The organism is Micromonospora sp. WMMD998 (assembly GCF_029581235.1).
GTDB lineage: Bacteria > Actinomycetota > Actinomycetes > Mycobacteriales > Micromonosporaceae > Micromonospora.
On record NZ_CP120740.1, the window covers coordinates 1,676,312 to 1,701,734 of the forward strand.

Below are 25,423 nucleotides of genomic sequence, written 5' to 3' on the forward strand. Positions count from 1 at the left end.
CTCAGGCGAACACGGGCTGGCGGTCGGGGTCGGTGTCGGGCGCGGGCGGGCGACCCAGGGCCGGGTCGAGCGCGCCCCGGGCGGCGTGCCGGGCCAGCAGCACCCAGTTGGTGACCGCGAGCGCGCCGAGCAGCAGGCCGAACCCGACGAGCGAGGTGAGCATCAGCCCGGGCGACACCGGCGACACGGCCTGCGAGGTGGGCAGCAGCCCGTAGGCCGCCCAGGGCTGGCGGCCCACCTCCCGGGCGATCCAGCCGAGCAGCACCGCCGCGAACGGCAGCGGCAGCCCGACCAGGACCAGCCGGAGCGGAAACCTCAGCCGGATGATCCAGTCCCGCCACAGCAGCGGCAGCAGGCACCAGACGCAGCCCAGGGTGAAGCCGATCAGGATCATGAAGCCGAGGCCGACGTTGGACAGCGCCGGCGGGCTCCAGTCGCCGGGGCCGAACCGCGCGGTCCAGTCGGCGACCGTCGCGTCCCGGTCCGGGCCGCCGCCGAACTTGGTCGGCTGGAGCTGACCGACCGGGCCGAACTGGGCGAAGCCGAAACCCTGCAACGCGCTGACCGCGACCGCCGCGGTGACCAGACCGAGCCGCAGCGAGGTGCGGAAGAGCAGAAAATCAGGGGTACGCCGGAGCAGGTGCCAGGCGCTGACCGCGGCCATCAGCAGGCCGCCGGTGACCAGGCTCGCCGACACCACGTGACCGAACGCGAAGCCGAACGTGGGGTTGGTGACGAGCGCGCCGAAGTCGGTGAGGTGGGCGACGCCGTCGCGGACCTGGTAGCCGACCGGGTGCTGGAGCCAGGCGTTCGCCACCATGATCCAGAACGCCGAGGCGTACGCGGTGAGCGCGACTCCCCAGAGCAGTGCCAGGTGCACGCCACGCCGGAGCCGGTGCCACCCGAAGATCCACATCCCGAGGAACGTGGACTCCAGGAAGAACGCGACGAGCGTCTCGATGGCCAGCGGCGCGCCGAACACGTTGCCCACGTAGCGCGACAGGCCGCTCCAGTTCAGCCCGAACTGGAACTCCATGACGATCCCGCTGGTGATGCCGAGCACGTAGTTGATCACGTAGAGCTGGCCCCAGAACCGGGTCAGCCGCTCGTACACCGGCTTGCCGGTGAGGTAGCCGGCGGTCTGGAGCCCGACCAGCAGGGTGACCAACCCGAGCGTGACCACCACGAAGAGGAAGTGGATCGAGGTGGTGGTGGCGAACTGAAGTCGGGCGAGGAGCAGGGGGTCCATGGCCGTCCTCCCACAGGTTGGCTCCCTTGTCGTAGCAACCCTACACGTAGCGTTTCTACTTATTGGCACCGGTGATCCCGGAGATGGCCCCTAGGGGCGGTCAGCTCAGGAACAGGGAGATCGGCAGCGCGACCAGGGTGGCGGCCACGGCCAACGCGGCGGCGCCGAGCACCCGGGGCGGACGGTCCGCCTCCAGCAGCCGCTGCACCCGTACGTCCAGGTCACGGTCGCCGACGCCGAGCGTGCCGGCCGGCGTGACCCGGTGCCCGGCGGCGGCGAACCGGCGCAGCGCGCCGGCCAACGGCTCCTCCGCGTGCAGCTCCCGGGCCTTGTCGTCGGCGCGCATCTCGACAAGCAGCGCCACCCGGGCGTGCGCGTCGCGCACCCAGCGGAACCAGGGCAGCGCCCGACACAACGCGGTGAACGGCAGCAGCACCAGGTCGTGCCGCTCCTGCGCGTGCGCCCGCTCGTGGGTGAGCACCGCCGCCAACTCGGCCGGGTCCAGCAGCTCGACCGTGCCGGCGCTCACCACCACCCGGGGCCGCACCCCGGGTAGGCAGTAGGCCGCCGCGCTCGGATGGTCGAGCACCAGCGCGCCGGGCACCGTCGGGTCGCGCCGCGCCACCAGGCTGAGCAGCTCCCGGTGCCGGCGCTGGGCGCGTACCGCGCCGTGCACCGCGCGCACGGTGGTGGTGAGCAGCACCACGCCGATGCCGAAGCCGACCCCGACCAGGCCGAGGTGCGCCGCGCCCACGCCGGCCGGCAGCGTGCCGTGGGTCAGGTCGTCGGCGAGCGCCAGCAGCGCGCTCCCGGTCGGCCGGTCGTAGGCGGTGAGCCCGACCGCCATCGGCAGCCCCATGGCGGAGAGCCCGAGCGCCAACCCGACCGCCTGCCAGCAGACGATCGCCACCCGCGGCGCCCGCCACGTCCACCGCGCGGCGGCGAGGACCTGCGCGGTCAGCCAGCAGGCCAGGACGGTCGCGGCGAAGTGCACGGCGTACGCCACGGCGGTCGCCCTACCGGTCCGTCGCCTCGTCGAGCGCCGGCCCGGCGGGCCGCGCATCCCCGACCCGTCCGGTCGGCCCGGTCTCCACGCCGTCCGGCCCTGCCGCGCGGGACCGGGCGCCGGTGTGCGGGCCGGCTTCGGCGGCCTCGGCGCTGAGCGCGGCGCGGAGCACGTCCGCCTCCGTGCCGGTCACCGAGCGGGCGAAGCGGACGAGCGCGGCGTCCCGGCTGCCACCGAGGTCGAGGGCGTCGAGCATGAGCTGGGCGATGTGCGCCTCGCGGGTGGCGGCGGGCCGGTAACGCCACGCCCGCCCCTCCCGCTCGCGCTGCACCATGCCCTTGCCGGCGAGCCGGTCGAGCACGGTCATCACGGTCGTGTATGCCAGCTCGCGCCCGTCGAGGGCGTCGGCGACCTCGCGCACGGTCACGCCGTCCGCGCTGGCGGGCACCGCGTCCCACAGCACGTCCATCACCGCACGCTCAAGGTCCCCCAGCCGAGTCACCCCCCAATCCTACCCCCCGTAGTAGAACTTCCTCCCACCCGCCTCCACCGCCGCAGATTCACGGAAATAGTGGCCATCCAGGCGCGGATAGCCCCTCTTTCCGTGAATCAGTGCGGGAGTTGAGGGGTGGGTCAGGTGCCCTTGGGGTGCCAGACGGTCTTCGTCTCCAGGAGCGTGGTCATCCGGGTGACGCCCGGATCGGCGTGCCAGTCGTGGTCGGCCGGGGCCGGCCGGAGCACCCGCTTGAGGTTCTCCGCGGCCTTGACCTCCAGCTCCGCCGACAGCTCGGCGTCGGTGACGCCGGTCAGGTCGATCGCGTTCACGTCCATGTGCGCGGCGAGCGTCGGTACCGTCTCGGACAGCCGGCCGGTGAGGATGTTGACCACGCCGCCGGGCAGGTCCGAGGTGGCCAGCACCTCGGCCAAGGTCACCGCCGCCAGCGGGGCCGCCGGGGAGGCGGCCACCACGACGGTGTTGCCGGTGACGATCGCCGGGGCGACCACGCTCACCAGGCCGAGCAGCGCCGGCGCCTCCGGGGCCACCACCGCCACCACGCCCGTCGGCTCCGGCGCGGACAGGTTGAAGTACGGGCCGGCCACCGGGTTCGCCCCGCCGTAGACCTGCGGCAGCTTGTCGGACCATCCGGCGTACCAGACCCAGCGGTCGATCGCCGCGTCCACCTCGTCGGCCGGTACGCCGAGCGCCACGAACTGCTCGCGCCGGCCCTCAAGCATCTCGGCCACCCGGTAGAGGATCTGGCCCCGGTTGTAGGCGGTCGCCCCGGCCCAGCCCTTCACCGCGGCCCGGGCGGCGACCACCGCGTCCCGCGCGTCCTTGCGGGAGGCCAACGACACGTTCGCGGATTGCACCAGATACGACCGTCCCGACTCGCTGCGCGGGAACTTCCCGCCGATGAAGAGCTTGTACGTCTTGCGTACCGCGACCCGCTCAGACATTGAGGTACGCCTCCAGCCCGTGCCGGCCGCCCTCGCGACCGTAGCCCGACTCCTTGTAGCCGCCGAACGGCGAGGTCGGGTCGAACTTGTTGAACGTGTTGGCCCAGACCACGCCGGCGCGCAGCCGGTCGGCCACCCACAGGATCCGGGAACCCTTGTCGGTCCAGATCCCGGCCGACAGGCCGTACGGCGTGTTGTTGGCCTTCTCGACGGCCTCCGCCGGCGTGCGGAAGGTGAGCACGGACAGCACCGGGCCGAAGATCTCCTCGCGGGCGATCCGGTGCGCCTGGGTGACGCCGGTGAAGATGGTCGGCGCGAACCAGAAGCCGCGGTCGGGCAGCTCGCACGGCGGCGACCAGCGCTGCGCGCCCTCGGCGGCGCCGGCCTCGGACAGCTCGCGGATGCGCGCCAACTGCTCGGCCGAGTTGATCGCGCCGATGTCGGTGTTCTTGTCCAGCGGGTCGCCGAGCCGCAGCCGGGCCATCCGCCGCTTGAGCGATTCCAGCACCTGGTCCGCGACCGACTCCTGGACCAGCAGGCGGGAGCCGGCGCAGCAGACGTGGCCCTGGTTGAAGAAGATGCCGTTGACGATCCCCTCGACGGCCTGGTCGACCGGGGCGTCGTCGAAGACGATGTTGGCGGCCTTGCCGCCCAGCTCCAGGGTGAGCTTCTTGCGGGTGCCGGCGACGGCACGGGCGATGGCCTTGCCGACCTCGGTGGAGCCGGTGAACGCGACCTTGTCCACGCCCGGGTGCTCGACCAGGGCGCGGCCGGTGTCGCCGGCGCCGGTGACGATGTTGACCACGCCGGCCGGCAGGTCGGCCTGCTGGCAGATCTCGGCGAAGAGCAGCGCGGTGAGCGGGGTGGTCTCGGCCGGCTTCAGCACCACGGTGTTGCCCGCCGCGAGCGCCGGGGCGATCTTCCAGGCCAGCATGAGCAGCGGGAAGTTCCACGGGATGACCTGCGCGGCCACCCCGAGCGGGCGCGGGTTCGCGCCGAACCCGGCGTGCTCCAGCTTGTCGGCCCAGCCGGCGTAGTAGAAGAAGTGCGCGGCCACCAGCGGCAGGTCGACGTCGCGGGACTCCCGGATCGGCTTGCCGTTGTCCAGCGACTCCAGCACCGCCAGCTCGCGCGAGCGCTCCTGGATGATCCGGGCGATCCGGAACAGGTACTTGGCCCGGTCCCGGCCCGGCATCGGACCCCAGACCTTGTCGTACGTCGTCCGGGCGGCCCGGACCGCGCGGTCCACGTCCTCGCTGCCGGCCTCGGCGATCTCGGCCAGGACCTCCTCGGAGGCCGGGTTCACCGACTTGAAGCTGCCGCCGTCGGACGGGTCGACGAACGCTCCGTCGACGAAGAGCCCGTACGAGGGCTTGAGGTCGACCACCGAGCGCGACTCGGGGGCGGGTGCGTATTCGAACATCGCGTTCAGTCCAGGGTGAAGTAGTCGGGGCCGGCGTAGACGCCGGTCGTCAGCTTGGTGCGCTGCATCAGCAGGTCGTTGAGCAGGCTGGACGCGCCGAACCGGAACCAGTCCGGGTCGAGCCAGTCGGCGCCGACGGTCTCGTTGACCATGACCAGGTACTTGATCGCGTCCTTGGTGTTCTTGATGCCGCCGGCCGGCTTCACGCCGACCTGCCGCCCGGTGGCGGCGCGGAAGTCGCGGACCGCCTCCAGCATCACCAGCGTCACCGGCAGCGTGGCCGCGACCGGGACCTTGCCGGTGGAGGTCTTGACGAAGTCGCCGCCGGCAAGCATGGCGAGCCACGAGGCACGCCGCACGTTGTCGTAGGTGGCCAGCTCGCCGGTCTCCAGGATCACCTTGAGGTGGGCGTCCCCGCACGCCTCCTTGGTGGCGACGATCTCGTCGTACACCTCGGAGTAGCGCCCGGCCAGGAACGCGCCCCGGTTGATCACCATGTCGATTTCGTCGGCGCCCGCGGCGACGGCGGCCCGGGTGTCGGCGAGCTTGACCTCCAGCGGCGCCTGGCCCGACGGGAAGGCGGTCGCCACGCTGGCCAGGTGCACGCCGGAGCCGGCCAGCACCTCGGCCACGTGCGGGACCATGGCCGGATAGACGCAGACCGCCCCGACGTGCGGGCAGCTCGGGTCGGCCGGGTCGGGACGCAGGGCCTTGGCGGCGAGCGCCCGCACCTTGCCCGGGGTGTCGGCCCCTTCGAGGGTGGTCAGGTCGACCATCCGGATCGCCAGGTCGATCGCCTCGGCCTTGGCCGTGGTCTTGATGGAGCGGGTGCCGAGTTGGGCCGCCCGCTGCTCCGCGCCGACCTGGTCCACGCCCGGTAGGCCGTGCAGGAAGGTCCGCAGAGCGGTCTCGGATCGTCCCAGCTCGGAGAGGTCCGACCGGGCCGACGTCGCTGTCGCCGTCATGCCCCGAATAGTACGCACCCGCGAGTCGAGTGATCTTGGTCACGCCGGACCTGTGGTGAGCGGCGTCGCTGCTCGGGCCGCACCCACCGTGCGCCCGGCCGGGGAGCGGTAGGTTGGGCGATCGTGGACGTACTCGTCATTGACCACCCGCTCGCCCAGACCCGGCTGACCGCCATGCGGGACGCCCGGACCGACTCCTCGTCGTTCCGGGCCGCGCTGCGCGAACTCACCACCATGCTGGTGTACGAGGCCGCGCGCTCCTTCCCGGTCGAGAACTACTCGATCCAGACCCCGGTCACCGCCGCCGACGGCACCCGGCTGGCCAACCCGCCGCTGCTGGTGCCGGTGCTGCGGGCCGGGCTCGGCATGGCCGACGCCGCGCTCGGCCTGGTGCCCGAGTCGTCGATGGGCTTCGTGGGCCTGGCCCGCGACGAGGAGACGTACGAGCCGCGGGCGTACATGGAGTCGTTGCCCCGGGATCTGGCCGGCCGGCCGGTGCTGGTGCTCGACCCGATGCTCGCCACCGGCGGCTCGCTGGAGCACTGCTGCCGGCTGCTCGCCGACCGCGGCTGCACCGACATCACCGTGCTGTGCGTGCTGGCCGCCCCGGTCGGCATCGCCCGGCTGGAGCGCAGCGGACTGCCGCTGCGACTGGTCACCGCGTCGATCGACGAGGGCCTGAACGACCGGATGTTCATCGTCCCCGGCCTGGGCGACGCCGGCGACCGCCAGTTCGGCGGCATGCCGCGCTTCTGACCCACCCCCGCGCCCACCCTCCGTGCCGCAGATTCGCAGATTCACGGAAACTGGCCCTACCCGAGCGCGGAAGAGCCCGCTTTCCGTGAATCAGGGCGCGGGAACCGGGGTGGGCGACCACGGCAAGTTGGTGCGCCGGATGCGGGGAGGCGCTAGCGTTCCGGGCCATGAATGGTGTTGCACTCGCCGAGGAGTTGCTGCTCCTCGCGTATGACGACGAAACCGGCAAGGCGGCCATGCCGCGGATCAGCCTGGACCTGGGGATGGCCGCCGCGGTACTGGTCGAGCTGGCCCTGGCCGGCCGGGTCGCGTACGCCGACGGAAACCTGACGGCGGTCGATCCGACGCCGACCGGCGAGCCGATCGCGGACGCGGTGCTCGCCAAGATCGCCGCGGACACCCCGCACACGCCGTCGTCGTGGGTGCAGCGGCTGCGGCACGGCCTGCGCGACCGGATCCTCGGCGACCTCTGCGAGCGTGGCGTGGTCCGCGACGTGGACGAGACCGAGCTGGGCTTCATCCACGTGCACCGCTACCCGGTGACGGACACCTCGGTCGAGGCGGACATCCGGCGGCGGCTGGCCGAGGCGCTCACCGGCGGGCAGCTCCCGGACGAGCGGACCGCCGCCCTCGCCACGCTTGTCGCGGTGCTGCGGATGGAGCCGGCGCTCGGGCTCACCGGCCCCGCCGCGGACGACGCCGGCAAGCGCCTGGCGGAGATCGCTACGGGCGCCGGCTTCTCCGGCACGGTGAGCGTGGACGACAGCGTGGTACGCCCCTCGGTGAGCCTGGTCATCGCCGCCCTGGCCCAGGCGGTCGACGCCGCCCTCGGCAAGCGGTAAGGCGGGGGCCCCGCTTAACGCATTCGGTAGAGGAAGGGGCCCCGCTTAACACTCAGGTGTTAAGCGGGGCCCCCGCCTTACACCTCAGAGGGCCAGGGCGGTGGCGATCTCGGTGCGCAGCTCGGTGACGGCGGCCCGGGCACGCTGCCGGGCCGCGGGGACGTCGCCGCCGGTCACCGGCTCCACCACCTCCAGATACGCCTTGAGCTTCGGCTCGGTGCCGGAGGGCCGGATGACCACCCGGGCGACGTCGGTGCGCAGGGTCACCACGTCGGCGTCGGGGAGCCGGTCGGACGCCTCGGTGACCGGGCGCCCGAGCAGCGCGGTCGGCGTGGCCGCCCGGATCCGCGCCATCGCGTCGGCGATCACCCGCAGATCGTCCACCCGCACCGAGAGCTGGTCGGTGTGGTGCACGCCGAACTCGGCGGCCAACTCGTCGAGGCGGTCGGTGAGCGTACGTCCCTGGGCCTTGAGCCCGGCGGCCAGCTCGGCGACGGTGAGCGCGGCGGTGATGCCGTCCTTGTCCCGGACGTGCTCCGGCGCCACGCAGTAACCGAGCGCCTCCTCGTAGCCGTAGACGAGCGGCTCGCGACCACCGCCGGCCCGGACGATCCACTTGAACCCGGTGAGCGTCTCGTCGTAGGGCAACCCGCGGGCCGTGGCCATGGCCCGCAGCAGCGAGGAGGAGACGATGGTGGTGGCGTAGAGGCCGGTCACCCCGCGTCGCATCAGGTGGTCGGCGAGCAGCGCGCCCACCTCGTCGCCGCGCAGCATCCGCCAGGACCCGCCGTCGCGTACCACCACCGCGCAGCGGTCCGCGTCCGGGTCGTTGGCGATCGCCAGGTCCGCGCCGGTGCGGTCGGCCAGCGCGACGAGCAGGTCCACCGCGCCCGGCTCCTCCGGGTTGGGAAAGGCGACGGTCGGGAACGCCGGGTCGGGCTCGGTCTGCTCGGGCACCACGCCGGGCACCCCGAAGCCGGCCCGGGCGAACGCGGCGGTGAGCACCGCCGCACCCACCCCGTGCAGCGGGGTGTACGCCACCCGCAGGTCCCGCGGCCCGGCCAGGTCGACCACCGCGGCGGCCCGATCCACGTACGCGGCGACCACCTCGTCGCCGAGCACCTGGCCGGACGGGCCGAGCGGCACCTGCGCCAGCGGGCCGACCGCCCGGATGGCCGTCTCGATGCCGGCGTCGGCCGGCGGCACGATCTGCGCGCCCGCGCCCAGCTCACCGCCGAGCCCCGCGCCCAGGTAGACCTTGTAGCCGTTGTCCTGCGGCGGGTTGTGGCTGGCGGTGACCATCACCCCGGCGACGGCGCCGAGCTGCCGCACCGCGAACGCCAGCACCGGTGTGGGCAGCGGGCGGGGCAGCAGCAGCGCCGGCCGGCCGGCGCCGGTGGCCACCCGCGCGGTGCGCTCGGCGAACGCCCGCGAGCCGCGCCGGGCGTCGTACCCGATCACCAGCGGGCCCTCGCCGCCCTGGGCGGCGAGCCAGCCGACCAGCCCGGCCGCGGCCTGGGTGACCACGGCGAGGTTCATCCCGTTGGGGCCGGCGCGCAGCGGGCCGCGCAGCCCGGCGGTGCCGAAGGTCAGCGGGCCGGCGAAGCGGTCGGCCAACTCGGCGCTCGTGCCGGGCAGCCCGTCGAGGACGGCGCGCAGCTCGTCCCGGTCGGCCGGGTCGGGGTCGTCGGCGAGCCAGCGCTCGGCTCGGCCGCGAAGGTCGTCAAGGTCAGTGGTGTCCGCCGCCATTGCCTCTTGATAGCACGGCGGCGGACCACCACCGGTCGTCGGCCTCGACTCAGTTGGCCGCCGTGAGCTGGAACGAACCGACCATCGCGTCGAAGATCGGCTTGCTCTCGGCGAAGTTCGCCTCGTCCGAGGTGAGGTAGAACGAGTAGACCTTGTCGTCCTGCACCACGCCGCGCCACACCCCGTGTCGCTTGGTGTCACCGTCGCCGCAGGTGTATTCGAACTCCGCCGCCGGCTTGCCGACAAGCGTCGTCTCCGTCATCGCGAGCTGCTCGTAGGGCTTGGCGCACGACTTGCTCTTGTCGCGCAGGTTGCGTGAGGCGAACTCGGCCCAGCTGATCGATGTGCCGCCCCAGTCCTCGGCGAGCAGGCGCACCTTCCGGCCGCTGTCCTGCGGGTCGACGAAGTCGACGAAGACGCCGCCGGTCTTGCGGTCCCATCCCTTCGGCACCTGGACCGTGATGCCCTTGGTGGTCTGCTCCTGCATCTCCGGTGCGGCGGGAGTCGAACTCGACGGCAGCGCGCCGACGATCGGCGGGGGAGCGTCGTCGCCGCCGCTCGTCAGCGCGATCACGCTCACCAGCAGCACCACGGCCAGGCCGCCGGCGGCGGCGAGCTGCACCTTGCGGGGCAACGCCTTCACCCGGTCGAGGAGGCCCTTCGCCCCGCCGGACGCGCCGCCGGCCGGCGCGGTGGCGGGGGTGGTCCACGGCTGGCCGGTGCCCGGCACCGACCACTGGTTGCCGCCGCCGTAGGTGGCCGGCTTGGTGGTGGGGACGTGCTGCGTGGCGTCCGCCGCGCCGCCCTGGTTGAACCGGACGGTGGAGTCCGCCGAGATGCGCTGGGTCGCCTCGGTCGCGTCCGGCCCGGACATCGCGCCGGTGGGCGTGTGCAGCGGCCCGGCGAGCGCGTCGGCGCTCGTCTCGTCGAGCGCGGCGGCGCCGGTGGCCGGCTTCGCGGCGGGACGCTCGCCGCGGCGCAGGGCGGCGAGCCGGTCGGTGAGCGACTCGCCCGGTTCGATCATCGCCCGGCCGCCGATCTGGCCGCTCGGCTTCGGCTCCGCGGCGATCGCCGGCGGCGTGGTGGGGCGCGGCACCGGCACCACCGCGTACGGGTCGGTGACCGAGTTGACCGCGGTGGCGGTGCTGGTCAGCGGCCCGGCGAGCAGCTCACGCAGCATGCCCCGGGCGCGGGGCACGTCCAGTCGACGGGCCGGGTCCTTCTCCAGCAGACCCATCAGCACGCCGGTGAGCGGGCCGCTGCGCTGCGGCGTGGCGGGCGGGTCCTCGACCACGGCGTGCATGGTCTCGATCGGGTCGCCCTTGTCGAACGGAGGCCGACCCTCCACCGCCGTGTAGAGCGTCACGCCGAGCGAGAACAGGTCGCTGGGCGGGCCGAACTCCTGGCCCATGGCCCGTTCGGGGGAGATGAAGTGCGGCGAGCCGAGCACCATCCCGGGCGTGGTGAGCTGCACGTCGGTGGGCATCCGGGCGACGCCGAAGTCGGTGAGCACACAGCGGCCGTCGGAGCAGATCAGCACGTTGGCCGGCTTGACGTCGCGGTGCAGCACGCTGAGCGCGTGGGCCACCTCCAGCGCGCCGAGCAGGGCGATGCCGATCTTGGCGACCGCGCGGGGCGCGACCGGCCCGTCCTCGATCACCATGTCGGCCAGGCTGCGAGCGTCCAGCAGCTCCATCACGATCCACGGCCGGCCGCCCTCGGTGACCACGTCGTAGACCTGCACCACGGCCGGGTGCTGGATCGCGGCGGCGGCGCGGGCCTCGCGGAGGGTCCGTTCGTAGAGCGCGTCGCGGTCGCTGGGCGCGAGCCCGGGCGGGAGGACGACTTCCTTGACCGCCACGTCACGGCGCAGCAGGGTGTCTGTGGCCCGCCAGACCGTGCCCATGCCGCCGTTACCCACCGGCGAGCGCAACGAGTAGCGACCACCGATGGTGGTGCCGGGCGCCGCGCGTCCAGTGGGCGGACTGGCCGGTCCACCGCTCCACGTCGGAATCTGAGTCACAGAAAAGCCACCGGGGGATATCGAGGGGGCTGGGACACAACCCCTCTATCTTGCTGGTTCCGACGCCCGATGCGAAACCCGACGCGGCGGGCGTTTATCTACTCGACGGTATGTGGGCAGCTCCTCACCTCCGGTGGGGTCACCGCTTCCCGGTGTGCGGTATCCCTCACCCCTGCGGCGGCAACTGCGTCCTACCATCCGGTAATGAGCGATGCGCGGTCAAGCGAGTCGGGTTTTCCGATCAAGGGCGTCTACACGGCGGCCGACCTTCCGGCGGATCTGGAGTCCCGGCTGGGCGAGCCGGGCGACTACCCGTACACCCGCGGGGTCTATCCGACGATGTACACGTCCCGCCCGTGGACCATGCGGCAGTACGCCGGTTTCGGCACCGCCACCGAGAGCAACGCGCGCTACCACCAGTTGCTCCGCGCCGGCACCATGGGCCTGTCGGTCGCCTTCGACCTGCCCACCCAGATGGGGTACGACTCGGACGACCCGATCGCGCACGGCGAGGTGGGCAAGGTCGGCGTCGCGATCGACTCCATCGAGGACATGCGCACGCTGTTCGGCGACATCCCGCTGGACAAGGTGTCCACCTCGATGACCATCAACGCGCCGGGCTCGGTGCTGCTGCTGCTCTACCAGCTCGTGGCGGAGGAGACGGGGGTGCCGGGGGAGGCGCTCAACGGGACCATCCAGAACGACATCCTCAAGGAGTACATCGCCCGGGGGACGTACATCTTCCCGCCGAAGCCCTCGCTGCGGCTGGTCGCCGACACCTTCGCCTACTGCCGGGCCGAGGTGCCGAAGTGGAACACCATCTCGATCTCCGGCTACCACATGGCGGAGGCCGGTGCCTCGCCCGCGCAGGAGATCGCGTTCACCCTGGCCAACGGCGTGGAGTACGTCCGCGCGGCGCTCGCGGCCGGGCTGGCCGTGGACGACTTCGCGCCCCGGCTGTCGTTCTTCTTCGTGGCCCGCACCACGCTGCTGGAGGAGGTCGCCAAGTTCCGCGCCGCCCGCCGCATCTGGGCCCGCCTGATGCGCGACGAGTTCGGCGCGAAGAACCCGAAGTCGATGATGCTGCGGTTCCACACCCAGACCGCGGGCGTGCAGCTCACCGCGCAGCAGCCGGAGGTCAACCTGGTCCGGGTGGCGGTGCAGGGCCTGGGCGCGGTGCTCGGCGGCACCCAGTCGTTGCACACCAACAGCTTCGACGAGGCGATCGCGCTGCCCACCGAGAAGGCGGCCCGGCTGGCGCTGCGCACCCAGCAGGTGCTGGCGTACGAGACGGATCTCACCGCCACCGTCGACCCGTTCGCCGGGTCGTACGTGGTGGAGGCGATGACCGACGAGCTGGAGACCGCGATCACCGGGCTGATGGACCGGGTCTTCGACCACGGCTCGGCGGTGGACGCGATCGAGGCCGGTTTCCAGAAGCGGGAGATCGAGCAGTCCGCGTACCGGATCGCCCAGGAGATCGACGCGGGTGAGCGGGTGGTGGTGGGGCTCAACCGGTTCCGGATCGACGAGGAGGAGCCGTACGAGCCGCTGCGGGTGGACCCGACGATCGAGGCGGCCCAGGCGGAGCGGCTGGCCAAGCTGCGCGCCGATCGCGACGGGGGCGCGGTCGAGCGGGCGTTGGCCGAGCTGCGCGCGGCGGCCGAGGGAAACGCCAACGTGCTCTACCCGATGAAGGAGGCGTTGCGGGCCCGGGCGACCGTCGGTGAGGTGTGTGGCACCCTGCGCGCGGTGTGGGGCATTCATCGCCCGTCCGACCGCTTCTGACACGGTCGACGACGGCCCGCGCTGGCGCCCCTCGGGTGCCTCGGCGTGGGCCGTCGTCGCGTCTGCGGTCGGGTGTGCGATTTGTCAATGCGGGTAACCCGATCGGGTGAGCGGAACGGACAGCCTGTGCGGGCGGGTGGCCGGCGATCATGTCACCGTCGGGAATCGTCAGATGACCCGATGCTGTCGGGCACCTGTCCGAGCGGCACGTAACCGCTGCGACTAATGCGACAATTCGGAACGGCGGTCCGCTATTTCTTGATCGACGATCCGGTTACGCGGTGTAGGAGGTGGGGGGCAGATGACGGCGTCCGACCGCGATCTACCTGCTGTCCGGCAGATATTCGAACGCTCCCACCAGGGCATTCGTGACGCTTCGCGGTCCGACGGCTACGGGAAAGAGGTTGCGCAGCGTTACCGTCGGGGGTCTAGGCTGTCTGCTGTTCTGCCTGATGATTCAACCCTCTCCAGTGATCGAGAATTCGACGTGACGAGTGCGCTGACGCTGCCTTCGGACGGCCTCCCGGCGGCGTCCCGGCTGGACCCCCAGCCCGGTACGACGCCGCTGCCGCATGGCGCGGACGAGGTGCTGACCCGGAACATCCCGGGCCTGATCGCCGTGCGTCGCCACCTCCACGCGCACCCCGAGCTGTCGGGGCAGGAGTTCCGGACCACCGCGCTGGTGGCCGGGCGCCTGACCGGGCTCGGTCTGGTGCCGCGGCTGCTGCCCAAGGGCAACGGCCTGTTCTGCGACATCGTCGGCGGGGCCGACGGGCCGCTGGTGGCCTTCCGGGCGGACCTCGACGCGCTTCCGCTGCCGGACAGCAAGTCGGTCGACTACCGGTCCACCGTGCCCGGGGTCTGCCATGCCTGCGGCCACGACGTGCACACCACGGTGCTGCTCGGCCTGGCTCCCGTGCTCGTCCGGCTCGCCGAGCAGGGTGCGTTGCCGGGCCGGGTCCGCCTGATCTTCCAGCCCGCGGAGGAGTCCGTGCCCTCCGGCGCGCCCGAGGTGATCGCCGCCGGGGCGCTTGACGGCGTCTCCTCGATCTTCGCGCTGCACTGCGCGCCGCAGTTCCCGGTGGGGACGGTGGCGGTCCGGTCGGGTCCGCTGACCGCCGCGTCGGCCACCCTCGAGGTCCGCGTCGCCGGCGGCGGCGGGCACACCGCCCGCCCGCACCTCACCACGCACGTCGTCGACCTGCTCGGCCGGGTCATCGTGGGCCTGCCGGGGATGCTCGCCCACCGGATGGACCCGCGCCGGCCGGTCTCGCTCGTCTGGGGCGCGGTCAGCGCGGGCACGGCCTTCAACACGATCCCCGCGGAGGGCGCGGTGCGGGGCACGGTGCGCAGCCTCAGCCGTGAGGCGTGGCACGAGGCCGGCGCGGTGATCACGAACCTGGTGCCGGATCTCGTCGCCGGATCGGGCGCCGACGTCGAGGTCAGCTACGTCGAGGGCTTCCCGCCGGTGATCAACGATCACCATGCGACGGCGCTCATCGCCTCGGCCGCGACCCGTGCCCTCGGCGTCGACCAGGTGGTCGAGGCGCCGGTGAGCATGGGCGGCGAGGACTTCTCCTTCTACCTGGAGCAGGTCCCGGGCGCGATGATCCGACTGGGGGTCACCGCGCCGGGCGTCACCGATCCGCCCGACACCCACCAGACCGGCTTCGACGTCGACGAGCGGGCGATCGAGTGCGGCGTCCGGGTGATGGCGCACACCGCGCTGGCCAAGCTCGCCGACTCCGGGCGGGAGCCGGGGAACGGGACTCCGCGGTGAGCCGCGGGTCGTCGACCGAGCCCGACGGTCGCAGCGAGCTGCGCGAGCAGGTGGCGAGCGTCGTCTCGGAACTCACCCCGGGGCCGACCGTCCGCCCCACCCACATCTGGTACGTCTGCTACGGCTCGAACATGAGCCTGGGCCGGCTCAACTACTACCTGCTCGGCGGTCGCCCGCCCGCGGGCGCGCTGACGTACCCCGGTTGCCGGGACAAGACCCCGCCCAGCGAGAGCCGCGCGTTGCGCCTGCCGGGCACCATCTACTTCGCCCTGGAGGCGTTGGCCTGGACCGGCGGGATGGCCTTCTACGACCACGGCTGCCCCGGGGACACACCGGCCCGGGGGTACCACCTCACGGTGTCGCAGTTCTCCGACATCCTGGCCCAGGAGATGAACCTTGAGCCCGGCGACGACGTCGACCTCACCGACGTGCTCGACCAGGGGCGACTGACGCTCGGGCCGGGCTGCTACCAGACCCTCCTTCACCTGGGTGACATCGACGGCGTTCCCGCCTTCACCTTCACCTCCCCGTGGTGCAGTGACGAGGTCGAGCATCGCAAGCCCGCCGCGATCTACCTGCGGCACCTGGCCGCCGGCCTGGTGGAGGCCCACGGCTGGGGCGTCGCTGAGGTCGCCACCTATCTCGGCAGCCGGCCGGGAGCGGCCGGGTACTGGTCGCCGGACGAACTTCTGACGCTCTTCGCCGACCTCTGCTCGGAGGCCACCGGGCCGCCCCGGATCAACCCCGTCCGGCATCTCGGGGCGATGCCGGCGCCTCTCGGCGTGGTCACGGGCTGATCGACCACCGACCCCACCCTGCTTCCGCCGGTACCCGACAAGCGGTGCGCGCCGATCGGGCGACATACGAGGAGGAATGGCCATGCACCTCAGCGCGACGATGGCCGACCTGGAACGCAGCAGTCTGTTCCTGGACCACCAGCGCCAGCACTCCTGCACGGACTGTGGCCATGCCTACCTGGACTCGCACCTCGGGCCGGCGGGGGAGCACTTCCGGCGGTTGCGGGTGGGCGGCGGGACGATCGTCGCCAACACCGACGAGCCGCTGCGGGAGCTGCACATCGTGCCGCACGGCGGCACCGAGCTGCCGGCGGACCTGCTCTCCGCGGTGGACCCGGCCGACTACCCGAGGCTGGCCCAGTTGGTGCACGAGAACGTCGACCTGGGTACGGCAGCGATCTACCGGCACCTGGTCGACGACATCGTCGCCGGGCGGGCCCGGGGCGTGGCGGTGGCCGGGTTCCACCTGTCGCGCCTGCTGCTGGACGCGAACCGGCACCTCGTCGACGAGCAACTGCCGCCGACGCCGTACGTCGGGTCGGCGGACCTCTACCGGGAGTACCTGCTCAGCGAGGGGCGTCGGCTCCGGGTCGAGGCTCTTCTGCCCTGGCTGGAAGCGGTCGACGAGGTGCTGCACGAGATCGGCGGCGCGGGCACGGTCTACCACCACCACACCTACGACGTCTATTCGATGAGCCCCCGGCCCTGGGACCGCGGCTTCACCGAGAAGCGTCCGGCGTTCCAGCTCATCTGGCGGCGCGCGCCGCTGAGCCCGACCGACGTGGACCCCGCCGAGACCGACCCGGGGCTGGCCCCGGTCGCGGACATCGAGGATGTCCAGGCGACCATCCGCGACTTCCTGGAACAGGAGATCGGGGTCGGCAACGGCACCGGCCAGATCGACTACCCGCTGTTGCTGCCGGTGCTGCCGTTCCGTGGGACCAGGGTCGGCGACCCGCCCGGCGCACCTCGGCACCTCGTCTACGACCTGCGCAAAGACCTGCTCGCGACCGAGCAGCACATCCATTCCTGGGTCGTCGTCGCACCGTGGCGTTTCCGGGATTCGTCCGGATCGACGGTAGGGTTGGCGGAAGGCTACGCGCCCCCGGCGAAGATCGGCTGAGCCCTGCTCGGCGCCGTCGGGAGAGCGACCCGGAGCGGGAGTGACCCATGAGTCAGGGCCTGGTGCCACACGACGAGCCACAGCTGAAGATTCCCGACCTGGTCGGGTGGTTCCGGCCGACCGGTCGGCACAGCCACCGGATCGGGCTTGAGGTCGAGTGCGGTCTGGTCCGCCCGGACACCGGGCGGTCCGTCTCGTACGACGAGCCGGCGGGCACCCGGGCCCTGCTGGTGGCGCTCCTCGACGGGCTGGGGGGCGACCCGATCCACGAGGGTGGCGCGCTCGTCGGGCTGTCGCTTCCGGACGGCGCCGCGCTGACCCTGGAGATGGCCGGCGCGATCGAATACTCGTCGGCGCCCCAGGCGTCGGTGAGCGAGAGCGTGGCCGCGGCCCGCCGGGGCCTGGTCGAGGTGGCACGGGTCGCCGAGCCGTTGCGGCTCCGCCTGCTGACCGGCGCGCACCTGCCCTTCGACGACCCGGCCGGGATCAGTTGGGCGCCCAAGGAGCGGACCCGCATCATGCGTCGCTGGTTCGCCCAGTTGGGCGACGGCGGCCGGCTGAGCGACCAGGTCATGGGGTTGACGCTGTCCACCCAGGTGAGCCTGGACGCGCTCGACGAGGCCGAATACCTGGAGAAGCTCCGGATGCTGCTCGGGGTGTCGCCTTTCCTCGCCGCGCTCCTGGCGAACGCCCCGGCGCTCGCCGGGCCGCACCGGGACGACGGGCTCGTCTCCCGGCGGATGGCCTACTGGCGTCGGATCGACCCGGCACGGTGCCAGCATCTCGCCTCCCGCCTGTATGCCGTCACCGACCTGGCCGAGATGGTCCAGGTGCTGTGCGAGCTGCCGATGATCTACCGCCGCTCCGACCACGGGTACGTGCCGGGCGGCCCGCACAGTTTCCGCGAGTCGCTACGGGACGGCTTCGGGGACGGAACCCGGCCCACGATCGCCGACTGGCGCACCCACCTGGGGCAGGTGTGGCCCTCGATCCGGCCACGCCGGACGCTGGAGACCCGGCTGCCGGACGGCCAGGCATGGGATCAGCTCGCGCTCGTCCCGGCGCTCTTCGTCGGCCTCGCCGAGGAGCCGGCGGTCCGGCGGGCGGCGCTCGACGTGGTGTCGGAGTTCCGGACCGAGGCGCTGGACCTGATCGCGGTCAAGGCCGCGCAGGGCAGCCCGGACGGGATCAACCCGCAGATCCGCGAGGTGGCCGGACACCTCGTGCACCTGGCCGAGAAGGGGCTCGCCGCGCGGGTCGCCCGGGGGGTGGAGCATCCGGACATCGTCAAGTCGCTGGAGCCGGCGTTCCACAGTGCCGCCACCGGCCGGCCGCCGGCCGACGCAATCGTCGCCCGGTGGACCAACGACTGGGCCGAGCGGCCGGACCGTTACGTGGCGGCGCTGGGCATCCCGACGGACCAGACCGGCTAGGACGGCTGCGGGTTGGCGCTGGCGAGCCGCCACAACTCCCGGAAGTGGTGCTCGAAGGCGGCTGCCACCCCGGCGTCGCGGATGCTGAAGCCGCGCAACTCCCCACGGTCGTCCACGGCGAAGCCGAGGAAGACCACCACGGAGTCGATGACCGCGAAATTCTCACCCTCCAGCTCCATGCCGGGCGGATAACGCAGGATCTTGACGTGGTAATTCTCGATCTTGCTGGCCAGGTCGACCTGCTCGTCGACCCACTGCTGGATGTCGGGACTGCTGTGCGGCAGGCGGATCACCCGGTGCAGGGAGCGCTTGCCCGGTGTCTTGCGCGCCCAGCGGATGGTGCCGGTGTAATAGCGGCGGGACTCCTCCGTCTGTTGCCCGGGGGCGGTGTCGTGCGAGAACACGGCGTAGACCGATTTCGAACTGCGGGAAATGGCGTGCAGGGCCTCGCCGTAGAAGGCCGACGAGGAATCGTATGTGCGCAGCGGCGCCCCGGTGGCGATGGTGAGGACCCGTCGCCGGGTGATGTCGAGCCACCGGAGAAAGACCAGCATGGTCAGGAAAATGAGGGGAATCGTCCAGTCTTTGTTCGTGACGAAGTGGAAGATGTTGTCCGCGATGCTGACCGCCAGGGCCCCGGTGAGCGCGAGCGTGATCAGCCTGGACTCAAGCTCCTCGATCCGGGACTGCCCGGTCTCGTCGTTGTTCAACGGAACTCCCTTCCGCCGGAATCCCCGCACGACGCACAGTCCTTAGTGGTGCGACAAGTATCTCATGGTGATGCGCGCCCGGCCCGGTCCCGGAAAGGCGCCGGGGCCGGCGGGAATCCCATTAATGTCCGACGTCACGCGCGGTCTCGCCACGTCCGGCAGACTGCGTTGAGGACGGCACGATACGAAGATCGAGGAGCCACCATGCAACTCACCAAGTACGCCCACTCCTGCCTCCGGCTGGAGCACGACGGGGCAGTGCTTGTCGTCGACCCCGGGGTGTTCAGCGAGACGTCCGAGGCGTTGGACGGGGTGGACGCGGTGCTCGTCACCCACGAGCATCAGGATCACCTCGACGTCGCCGCGCTGACCGGCGCGCTGGAGCGGCGACAGGTGCCGGTGCACGGCCCCGCCTCGCTCGCCGGGGTGCTCGGTGACGCCGCCGAGGCGTTCGTCCCGGTCAGGCCGGGAGAGTCGTTCACCGCCGCCGGGGTGCCGGTGCGCGCGTACGGGGGACAGCACGCCGTCATCCATCCGGACATCCCGGTGATCGAGAACCTGGGTTATCTCCTCGCCGACGTGGTCTACCACCCGGGCGACGCGCTGTTCGTCCCCGACGACGTCCAGGTGGACACGCTGTTCGCCCCGATACACGCGCCCTGGTCGAAGTTCTCCGAGGTGGTCGACTTCATCCGCGCGGTCGCCCCGCGACGGGCCTACGCGCTGCACGACGGGCTGCTCAACGCCAACGGCTTCGGCGTGCTCGACCGGCAGTACACCGCGTTGTCGAAGACCGACTACCGCCGTCTGGAGCCGGGCACCCGGATCGATGCCTGACGTACCCGCCGAGGTGGTCCGGCGGCTGTATGCCACCCCGCCGGACAAGTTCGTCGAGGCCCGGGACGCCGCCGTGGCGCAGGCGCGCCAGGCCGGCGACCCGCGTACCGCCCGGGAGATCGGCCGGCTGCGCCGGCCCACCGTCGCGGCCTGGCTGGTCAACCTGCTCGCGATCCGGCGACCCGAGCTGGTCGCCGACCTGGCCCAGCTCGCCGAATCGCTCCGGGCGGCGCAACGCGACCTGCGGGGCGGGAAGCTGCGGGAACTCTCCGCCCAACGCCGCGCCGTCGTGGGCGCGCTCGTCGCCGAGGTACGCCGGCTGGCCGCCGACGAGCCCGCGGCGCCGTCGGCCGGGAAGCTGCCGCTGGGTGAGGTGGAGGCCACGCTCAACGCCGCGCTCTCCGACACGGAGGTGGCCGAGCGGGTACGCGCCGGTCGGCTGCTGCGGTCCAGCCACTACGCCGGGTTCGGCGAGGTGCCCCGCCCCCAGCTCCGGCTGGTGACCGAGCACGAGGGCAAGCCCGGCGTGCCGGCTGGGGCGGGCGGGTCGGGCGTACCGGCTGGGGCGGTCAAGTCCGGCGTACCGGCTGGGGCGGGCGGGTCCGGCGTACCGGACAGGGCGGCCGAGCGGGCCGAGGCGCGCCGGGCCCGCGACGAGCGGGCGGCGCGGGCCGAACGGGCCGGGCGGCGGCGGACCGCGACCCGCGAACTGGCGAAGGCCCGCGCGGACCTGGACCGGGCCCAGGCGGAGCTGGCCGGCGCGGACACGGCCGAGCGGGACGGCGCCGCGACCCTGGACCGGATCGAGACCGAGCTGGCCGAGCTGGAGCGCCGCCGGGCCGTGGCCGAGCAGGAGTTGAGCCGGGCGAAGCTGGCCCGGCGGGGCGCGGAACGGGCGGTCACCGCGGCCCGGCGGCGGGCCGGCGAGGTGGAGGCCGTGTTGGAGGCGCTCGACGCCGAAGAGGGGGATGCCGAAGGCGGTGACGACCGGGCAGACTGAGCGTGATGGATGCCCACGGTGGACGGACGGCGGTGGGTCACCGATGACGCCGGAGCAGGTCGCCGCCGCCTGCAAACCGCTCGTGTTGGAGCTCGGGGAGGCGTTCTCCCGCTGCCCGTCGACGCAGCGCCGGGCCCGGCTGCTCGGCATCTCCGGCTGGGCGTTCTACATCACCGGCCGGGCCGGCGCGCTCGGTGACGTACGCGCCGAGACGGTGGCGGCGGCGCTCGGCTTCATCGCCCCGGAAGCGGTGGCGGACGGCTGGGACGCCGCGGCGCGGGCGGTGCCGCCGCTCGAGGTGGCCGCCGCGAACCTGGCCGAGTGCTGCCGGTGGGGGGTGGACCGGCTCGGCGAGGCGCCCGGGGCGTCCCGGCTCGCCGGTCTGCTCGACCGGGCGGTCGACGCGGCGGACGGCAGCGCCATGCCGCTCTTCGCCGCCTGGCGGGCCATGCCGCTGCCCGACGACCTGTCACCGGGCGCCCGCGCGGCCGTCGGCCTGCTGCTGCTGCGCGAGCACTTCGCCGGGGCCTACCTGCTGGCCGTGCGGGCGTCCGGGCTGACCCCGCTGGAGGCGGTGCTGGCCGGCCCGGAGGGGGAGGCGGGTGCCGCCGCCTGCGGCTGGACGCCGCCCTACCCGCCGGTCGGGCCGCTGGTGCGGCGGCGGATCTGGGCCGAGGCGGTGACCGACCGCCTGGTGTCGCCGGCGTTCCACGCCCTCGGCCAGGCCGGCGGCGCGGAGCTGGTCGACCTGCTCACCGTCGCGCGGCTGCACGCCCGGCGCGGATAAATGGGAGGCGTGGCGGCGGTCCGACTGCCAGGATCTGCCGCGTGACGCTCCCCGCCGGTTGGACGGCCCGCCGCCCCACCCTCGACGACGTGCCCGCGATCCTGGCGGTGGTGCACGCCGCCGACACGTTCGCCGTGGGCTATCCGGACTTCGACGCCGACGACGTGCGGGACGCGCTGACCGCGCCCTTCGTCGACCCGTCGCGGGACTCCTGGCTGGTCACCGACCCGGACGGAACGCCGGTCGCCTGGTCGATCCTGAGCAACCCGACCGGGGTCGGCCGGGAGTGGGTGGACGTGCTCGTCGACCCGGACCGGGGCGCGCGGTTCCGCGCCCCGCTGCTGGCCCGGCTGCTCGACCGGGTCGCCGAACGGGCCGCCGAGCGGGGCGTGCCCGCGCTCACCGCGCGCGCCGGCGTGTACGCGCCGGAGACCCGCTGGGCGGGCGAGCTGGCGGCGGCCGGGTTCACCCGGGTCAAGCGGTACGTCCGGATGAGCCGCTCCCTGGCCGACCTGCCGGCCGAGCCGCCACCGGCGGCCGGGGTGACGGTCCGGCCGCTGCGCCCCGACGACGAGGCCGACCTGCGGCTGTTCCACCGGATCTACGACACCGCGTTCCGGGACACGCCCGACCACGAGCCGCTCGGCTTCGACCGCTGGCGGGAGCTGCTGCCGTCGTACGGCAAGGTCTGGGACGAGTGGTTCGTGGCCGAGGTCGACGGCGAGCCGGCCGGCGCCCTACAGTCCTCCGACCAGGCGGTGGAGCAGGACGCCGGCTGGGTCCGGACGCTGTCCGTGCTGCCGGCCCACCGGCGGCGCGGAGTGGGCGCGGCGCTGCTGCGCCGGGCCTTCGCGGTCTACGCGGCGAAGGGCCGCGCCCGCGCCGGGCTGGGCGTCGACCTGGCCAACCCGACCGCGCCGGTCACCCTCTACCGCTCGGTCGGGCTGGTGGAGGAGCGCTGGACCGACATGTACGAGCGGAGCGTGCCCGCCCCGCGGGTGTGATGCGGGACCCCCGGGTCGGGGGTCGCCGAGCGGGTGGGCGGCCGACCGGCGCACACTGTCGGGGTGGGAGACGCGCTAGGCGGACGCCGTGCCGGTCGGACGGGACCGCAGCTCGGTGACGTAGTCGTCGGGCGCGCCCGCCTTCTCCGCCGCGTTCGCGATCTCCGACAGGTACCACGACGTCGGCAGGCCGCCCTCGTACCCGTCGAAGACGTAGACCCACGCGGTCACGTCCCCGTCCAGCGTCGAGACGCGCACGGTCAGCTTGCGGTAGGTCCCGGCGGTCACACCCTCGAGCTCGTCGAGCTGGGCGGCGTCGTACGGGTGGATGTCGTAGAGCGCCACGAAGACCCGCTCACCCGGGGCCTCGACCACGGTGCTGACCGAGCCCTCCCAGCCGATGACGTCCTCGCCCGCGAAGGTCAGCCGCCACCCCTCCAACCAGCCGATGCCCACCATCGGCGAATGCGGGCAGTAGGCGCGCATGCGAGCGGGGTCCAGGTTTGAGCCGTAAGCGGCGTAGAGACGCACGGCGACGACGATAGCCCGGTCTGCCGGTGGGGGAGAATACGACGGTGCGTGTCGGATCCGACGGGGAGAAGAAAGTCACTGTGAACACGGACGAGAGGACGGCTGTGGTGAGCGCGAGGAGCGCAGCGAAGCGGAGCCCCGCAGTCGTGAACGGAAGGACGGCTCAGTGAGCCAGATCGTGATCATCGGCGGTGGCCCGGCCGGGTACGAGGCGGCACTCGTCGCCGCCCAACTGGACGCCGATGTCACAGTGGTCGAGGCCGACGGCGCGGGCGGCGCCTGCGTGCTCTCCGACTGCGTGCCCTCGAAGACGTTCATCGCCAGCTCGGAGGTGGTCACCAACTATCGGGACACCGAGGAGTTCGGGGTGCACTCCGACGGCCTGGAGGCGGTCACGGTCGACGCCGTGGCGGTGCACGAGCGGGTCAAGCGGCTCGCCCTGGCCCAGTCCGCCGACATCCACACCAAGCTGGTCAAGGCCGGGGTGGAGTTCGTCGCCGGCACCGCGCGGCTGGGGGAGGACACGCTCGGTCACACCCACCAGGTGATCGTCACCCCGGCCGACGGCTCGCCCGCGTACCCGATCGGCGCCTCCACCGTGCTCGTCGCCACCGGCGCGACCCCGCGTCAGCTCCCCACCGCGCTGCCCGACGGCGAGCGCATCCTGACCTGGCGTCAGGTCTACGACCTGCCCGAGCTGCCCGAGCACCTGATCGTGGTCGGCTCCGGCGTCACCGGCGCCGAGTTCGCAAGCGCCTACCTGGCCATGGGCGTCAAGGTCACGCTGGTCTCCAGCCGGGACCGGGTGATGCCGCACGAGGACGCCGACGCCGCGATGGCGATCGAGCGGGTGTTCCGCAACAGGGGCATGAGCATCCTCAACAACTCCCGGGCCGAGGCCGTCCGCCGGGTCGGCGACGGCGTGGAGGTGGTGCTCTCCGACGGCCGCCAGGTCGCCGGCTCGCACGCGCTGATCGCGGTCGGCTCGATCCCCAATACCGCCGACCTGGGCCTGGCCGAATACGGCGTCGAGCTGGCCCGGGGCGGTTACGTCACGGTCGACCGGGTCTCCCGGACCAACGTGCCGGGCATCTACGCCGCCGGCGACTGCACCGGCGTGCTGCCGCTGGCGAGCGTCGCCGCCATGCAGGGCCGGATCGCGATGTGGCACGCGCTCGGCGAAGCGGTCCGGCCGCTGCGCCTGCGTACCGTCGCGGCGAACGTCTTCACCGACCCGGAGCTGGCCACGGTCGGGGTGTCGCAGGACGAGGTGGCCGCCGGGAAGACCCCGGCCCGCCAGGTCATGCTGCCGCTGTCCGGCAACGCCCGGGCCAAGATGGACGACCTGGCCGACGGCTTCGTCAAGCTGTTCTGCCGGCCGGCCAGCGGCCAGGTGATCGGCGGCGTGGTGGTGGCCCCGAAGGCCAGCGAGTTGATCCTGCCGATCACCATGGCGGTGGAGAACAACCTCACCGTCAACGAGCTTGCCCAGACCATCACGATCTACCCGAGCCTGTCCGGTTCCATCACCGAGGCCGCCCGCCAGCTCATGCTGCACGAGTTGGAGTGAGCGCGACCTCGACAGGTGGAGGGCGACGGTGGTCAGGAGCGCGGTCTCGCTGAGGATGAGGAGCCGCTCGGCCAGGCCGATCAGGGCGCGGTCGCCGGGATAGGCGCACCAGATCATCGCGGCGGCCAGCAGCAGGCTGGTCAGGGTCAGGGCGCGCAGCCACCGGGCGGGCGGGCCGCCGGGCCGGCGGGCGAGCAGCCAGCCGGCGACCGGCAGGGCCAGGAACGACAGCACCGAGGCGTACCGGTGCATGTAGGCCGCGGTGTCCATGGGTGAGCCCGGGGCGTTCGTGGGCACCACCGCGGCGGCCAGCAGCCCGCCCGACCAGGCCGCCAGCAGCGCGAGGGAGGCCCGGTCCGCGCCGCTGCGGCGCAGGGCCGGCAGGAGTACGACGGTGGCCGCCGCCAGGACCGCCATCGCGGTGTCGATGACGCCGCCCCGGTCGGAGACGGCGAAGTCGCTGACGGTCAGCGACAGGAGACTCAGGTCGTCGTTCACCTCGACGTGACCGATCACGACGAGCACCGCCGCCAGGGCGATCCCGCCGAGGGCCAGCAGGCCGCTGCTCCGGGCCGAACGCATGGGTCCAGCC

At 72.8% G+C, this 25,423-nt stretch carries 22 protein-coding genes and 1 pseudogene; 12 read left to right on the top strand and 11 right to left on the bottom strand.

All coding sequences use genetic code 11. The features are described 5' to 3' along the window. Position 1 precedes the first annotated feature (1 nt). The 6 genes from O7619_RS08025 to deoC form a co-directional block, all read right to left on the bottom strand. Positions 2-1,249, bottom strand: coding sequence for a cytochrome ubiquinol oxidase subunit I (locus O7619_RS08025; RefSeq protein WP_282286699.1), 1,248 nt, complete (start codon positions 1,247-1,249; stop codon positions 2-4). A 100-nt stretch (positions 1,250-1,349) separates the two neighbouring features. Then, positions 1,350-2,255 (bottom strand): M56 family metallopeptidase, encoded by a 906-nt coding sequence (locus O7619_RS08030; RefSeq protein WP_282286701.1) that lies wholly within the window; start codon positions 2,253-2,255, stop codon positions 1,350-1,352. A 10-nt stretch (positions 2,256-2,265) separates the two neighbouring features. Then, on the bottom strand, positions 2,266-2,757 hold the full coding sequence (locus O7619_RS08035; protein WP_282286703.1) for a BlaI/MecI/CopY family transcriptional regulator: 492 nt from the start codon (positions 2,755-2,757) through the stop codon (positions 2,266-2,268). Positions 2,758-2,888: 131 nt separating this feature from the next. After that, positions 2,889-3,713: an aldehyde dehydrogenase family protein gene (locus O7619_RS08040; RefSeq protein WP_282286705.1), complete on the bottom strand. Its 825-nt coding sequence runs from the start codon at positions 3,711-3,713 to the stop codon at positions 2,889-2,891. Continuing rightward, positions 3,706-5,136: an aldehyde dehydrogenase family protein gene (locus O7619_RS08045; RefSeq protein ID WP_282286707.1), complete on the bottom strand. Its 1,431-nt coding sequence runs from the start codon at positions 5,134-5,136 to the stop codon at positions 3,706-3,708. The genes O7619_RS08040 and O7619_RS08045 overlap by 8 nt, the downstream gene beginning before the upstream one ends. Positions 5,137-5,141: 5 nt before the next feature. Next, entirely contained in the window at positions 5,142-6,101 is a 960-nt protein-coding gene (gene deoC / locus O7619_RS08050; protein ID WP_282286709.1) for a deoxyribose-phosphate aldolase, read from the bottom strand. Between the two features lie 123 nt (positions 6,102-6,224). Here deoC and upp point away from each other — a divergent pair, with 123 nt between their 5' ends. Further along, positions 6,225-6,857 (top strand): uracil phosphoribosyltransferase, encoded by a 633-nt coding sequence (gene upp, locus O7619_RS08055; protein ID WP_282286710.1) that lies wholly within the window; start codon positions 6,225-6,227, stop codon positions 6,855-6,857. A 167-nt stretch (positions 6,858-7,024) separates the two neighbouring features. Continuing rightward, on the top strand, positions 7,025-7,699 hold the full coding sequence (locus O7619_RS08060) for a GPP34 family phosphoprotein (protein WP_282286711.1): 675 nt from the start codon (positions 7,025-7,027) through the stop codon (positions 7,697-7,699). 84 nt (positions 7,700-7,783) lie between these two features. Here O7619_RS08060 and O7619_RS08065 read toward each other — a convergent pair whose 3' ends face one another. Together O7619_RS08065 and O7619_RS08070 are read right to left on the bottom strand one after the other, a co-directional pair. Then, positions 7,784-9,448, bottom strand: a complete 1,665-nt coding sequence (locus O7619_RS08065) for a phospho-sugar mutase (protein WP_282286712.1) — start codon at positions 9,446-9,448, stop codon at positions 7,784-7,786. Positions 9,449-9,497: 49 nt separating this feature from the next. Continuing rightward, positions 9,498-11,471, bottom strand: coding sequence for a serine/threonine-protein kinase (locus O7619_RS08070; protein WP_282286713.1), 1,974 nt, complete (start codon positions 11,469-11,471; stop codon positions 9,498-9,500). A 204-nt stretch (positions 11,472-11,675) separates the two neighbouring features. Here O7619_RS08070 and O7619_RS08075 point away from each other — a divergent pair, with 204 nt between their 5' ends. The 5 genes from O7619_RS08075 (at position 11,676) to O7619_RS08095 (ending at position 18,392) form a co-directional block, all read left to right on the top strand. Further along, the gene (locus O7619_RS08075) at positions 11,676-13,259 is read left to right on the top strand and encodes a methylmalonyl-CoA mutase family protein (RefSeq protein ID WP_282286714.1); all 1,584 of its coding nucleotides are present in this window, start codon (positions 11,676-11,678) and stop codon (positions 13,257-13,259) included. Positions 13,260-13,746: 487 nt separating this feature from the next. Continuing rightward, a complete protein-coding gene (locus O7619_RS08080) occupies positions 13,747-15,039 on the top strand; it encodes an amidohydrolase (protein WP_282286715.1) in 1,293 nt (430 codons plus the stop codon). Then, positions 15,036-15,836 carry a histone deacetylase gene (locus tag O7619_RS08085; RefSeq protein ID WP_282286716.1) on the top strand — a complete coding sequence of 267 codons (801 nt, stop codon included), beginning with the start codon at positions 15,036-15,038 and terminating at the stop codon, positions 15,834-15,836. Before O7619_RS08080 ends, O7619_RS08085 begins: the two co-directional genes overlap by 4 nt. An 82-nt stretch (positions 15,837-15,918) precedes the next feature. After that, the gene (locus O7619_RS08090; RefSeq protein WP_282286717.1) at positions 15,919-16,959 is read left to right on the top strand and encodes an N-formylglutamate amidohydrolase; all 1,041 of its coding nucleotides are present in this window, start codon (positions 15,919-15,921) and stop codon (positions 16,957-16,959) included. A 47-nt stretch (positions 16,960-17,006) separates the two neighbouring features. Further along, entirely contained in the window at positions 17,007-18,392 is a 1,386-nt protein-coding gene (locus O7619_RS08095) for a glutamate-cysteine ligase family protein (RefSeq protein WP_282286719.1), read from the top strand. Here the strand turns inward: O7619_RS08095 and O7619_RS08100 are convergent. Next, entirely contained in the window at positions 18,389-19,102 is a 714-nt protein-coding gene (locus O7619_RS08100) for a hypothetical protein (protein WP_282286720.1), read from the bottom strand. The genes O7619_RS08095 and O7619_RS08100 overlap by 4 nt on opposite strands. Before the next feature lie 204 nt (positions 19,103-19,306). Here O7619_RS08100 and O7619_RS08105 point away from each other — a divergent pair, with 204 nt between their 5' ends. The 4 genes from O7619_RS08105 to O7619_RS08120 are packed head-to-tail and all read left to right on the top strand — an operon-like array spanning position 19,307 to position 22,730. After that, positions 19,307-19,939, top strand: a complete 633-nt coding sequence (locus O7619_RS08105) for an MBL fold metallo-hydrolase (protein WP_282286721.1) — start codon at positions 19,307-19,309, stop codon at positions 19,937-19,939. After that, positions 19,932-20,939 (top strand): hypothetical protein, encoded by a 1,008-nt coding sequence (locus O7619_RS08110; protein WP_282286722.1) that lies wholly within the window; start codon positions 19,932-19,934, stop codon positions 20,937-20,939. The genes O7619_RS08105 and O7619_RS08110 overlap by 8 nt, the downstream gene beginning before the upstream one ends. A gap of 43 nt (positions 20,940-20,982) precedes the next feature. After that, a complete protein-coding gene (locus O7619_RS08115) occupies positions 20,983-21,726 on the top strand; it encodes a hypothetical protein (RefSeq protein WP_282286723.1) in 744 nt (247 codons plus the stop codon). Between the two features lie 41 nt (positions 21,727-21,767). After that, the gene (locus tag O7619_RS08120) at positions 21,768-22,730 is read left to right on the top strand and encodes a GNAT family N-acetyltransferase (RefSeq protein WP_282286724.1); all 963 of its coding nucleotides are present in this window, start codon (positions 21,768-21,770) and stop codon (positions 22,728-22,730) included. Between the two features lie 75 nt (positions 22,731-22,805). On the opposite strand, the gene O7619_RS08125 is transcribed toward O7619_RS08120, so the two are convergent. Further along, the gene (locus O7619_RS08125) at positions 22,806-23,261 is read right to left on the bottom strand and encodes a gamma-glutamylcyclotransferase (protein WP_282286725.1); all 456 of its coding nucleotides are present in this window, start codon (positions 23,259-23,261) and stop codon (positions 22,806-22,808) included. Positions 23,262-23,427: 166 nt separating this feature from the next. On the opposite strand from O7619_RS08125, the gene O7619_RS08130 reads away from it, so the two are divergent. After that, the gene (locus O7619_RS08130) at positions 23,428-24,831 is read left to right on the top strand and encodes an NAD(P)H-quinone dehydrogenase (protein WP_282286726.1); all 1,404 of its coding nucleotides are present in this window, start codon (positions 23,428-23,430) and stop codon (positions 24,829-24,831) included. Between the two features lie 75 nt (positions 24,832-24,906). Here O7619_RS08130 and O7619_RS08135 read toward each other — a convergent pair. Then, positions 24,907-25,413, bottom strand: a pseudogene (locus tag O7619_RS08135) (DUF998 domain-containing protein); the annotation flags it as partial. Positions 25,414-25,423 lie beyond the last annotated feature (10 nt).

Bases quoted from the DNA above. Each gene is read 5' to 3' on its own strand.
- O7619_RS08115 (WP_282286723.1), top strand. From the start codon at position 20,983: ATGACGCCGGAGCAGGTCGCCGCCGCCTGCAAACCGCTCGTGTTGGAG.
- deoC (WP_282286709.1), bottom strand. From the start codon at position 6,101: ATGACGGCGACAGCGACGTCGGCCCGGTCGGACCTCTCCGAGCTGGGA.
- O7619_RS08025 (WP_282286699.1), bottom strand. From the start codon at position 1,249: ATGGACCCCCTGCTCCTCGCCCGACTTCAGTTCGCCACCACCACCTCG.
- O7619_RS08095 (WP_282286719.1), top strand. From the start codon at position 17,007: ATGAGTCAGGGCCTGGTGCCACACGACGAGCCACAGCTGAAGATTCCC.
- O7619_RS08040 (WP_282286705.1), bottom strand. From the start codon at position 3,713: ATGTCTGAGCGGGTCGCGGTACGCAAGACGTACAAGCTCTTCATCGGC.
- O7619_RS08110 (WP_282286722.1), top strand. From the start codon at position 19,932: ATGCCTGACGTACCCGCCGAGGTGGTCCGGCGGCTGTATGCCACCCCG.
- O7619_RS08060 (WP_282286711.1), top strand. From the start codon at position 7,025: ATGAATGGTGTTGCACTCGCCGAGGAGTTGCTGCTCCTCGCGTATGAC.
- O7619_RS08090 (WP_282286717.1), top strand. From the start codon at position 15,919: ATGCACCTCAGCGCGACGATGGCCGACCTGGAACGCAGCAGTCTGTTC.
- O7619_RS08045 (WP_282286707.1), bottom strand. From the start codon at position 5,136: ATGTTCGAATACGCACCCGCCCCCGAGTCGCGCTCGGTGGTCGACCTC.
- O7619_RS08075 (WP_282286714.1), top strand. From the start codon at position 11,676: ATGAGCGATGCGCGGTCAAGCGAGTCGGGTTTTCCGATCAAGGGCGTC.
- O7619_RS08105 (WP_282286721.1), top strand. From the start codon at position 19,307: ATGCAACTCACCAAGTACGCCCACTCCTGCCTCCGGCTGGAGCACGAC.
- O7619_RS08065 (WP_282286712.1), bottom strand. From the start codon at position 9,448: ATGGCGGCGGACACCACTGACCTTGACGACCTTCGCGGCCGAGCCGAG.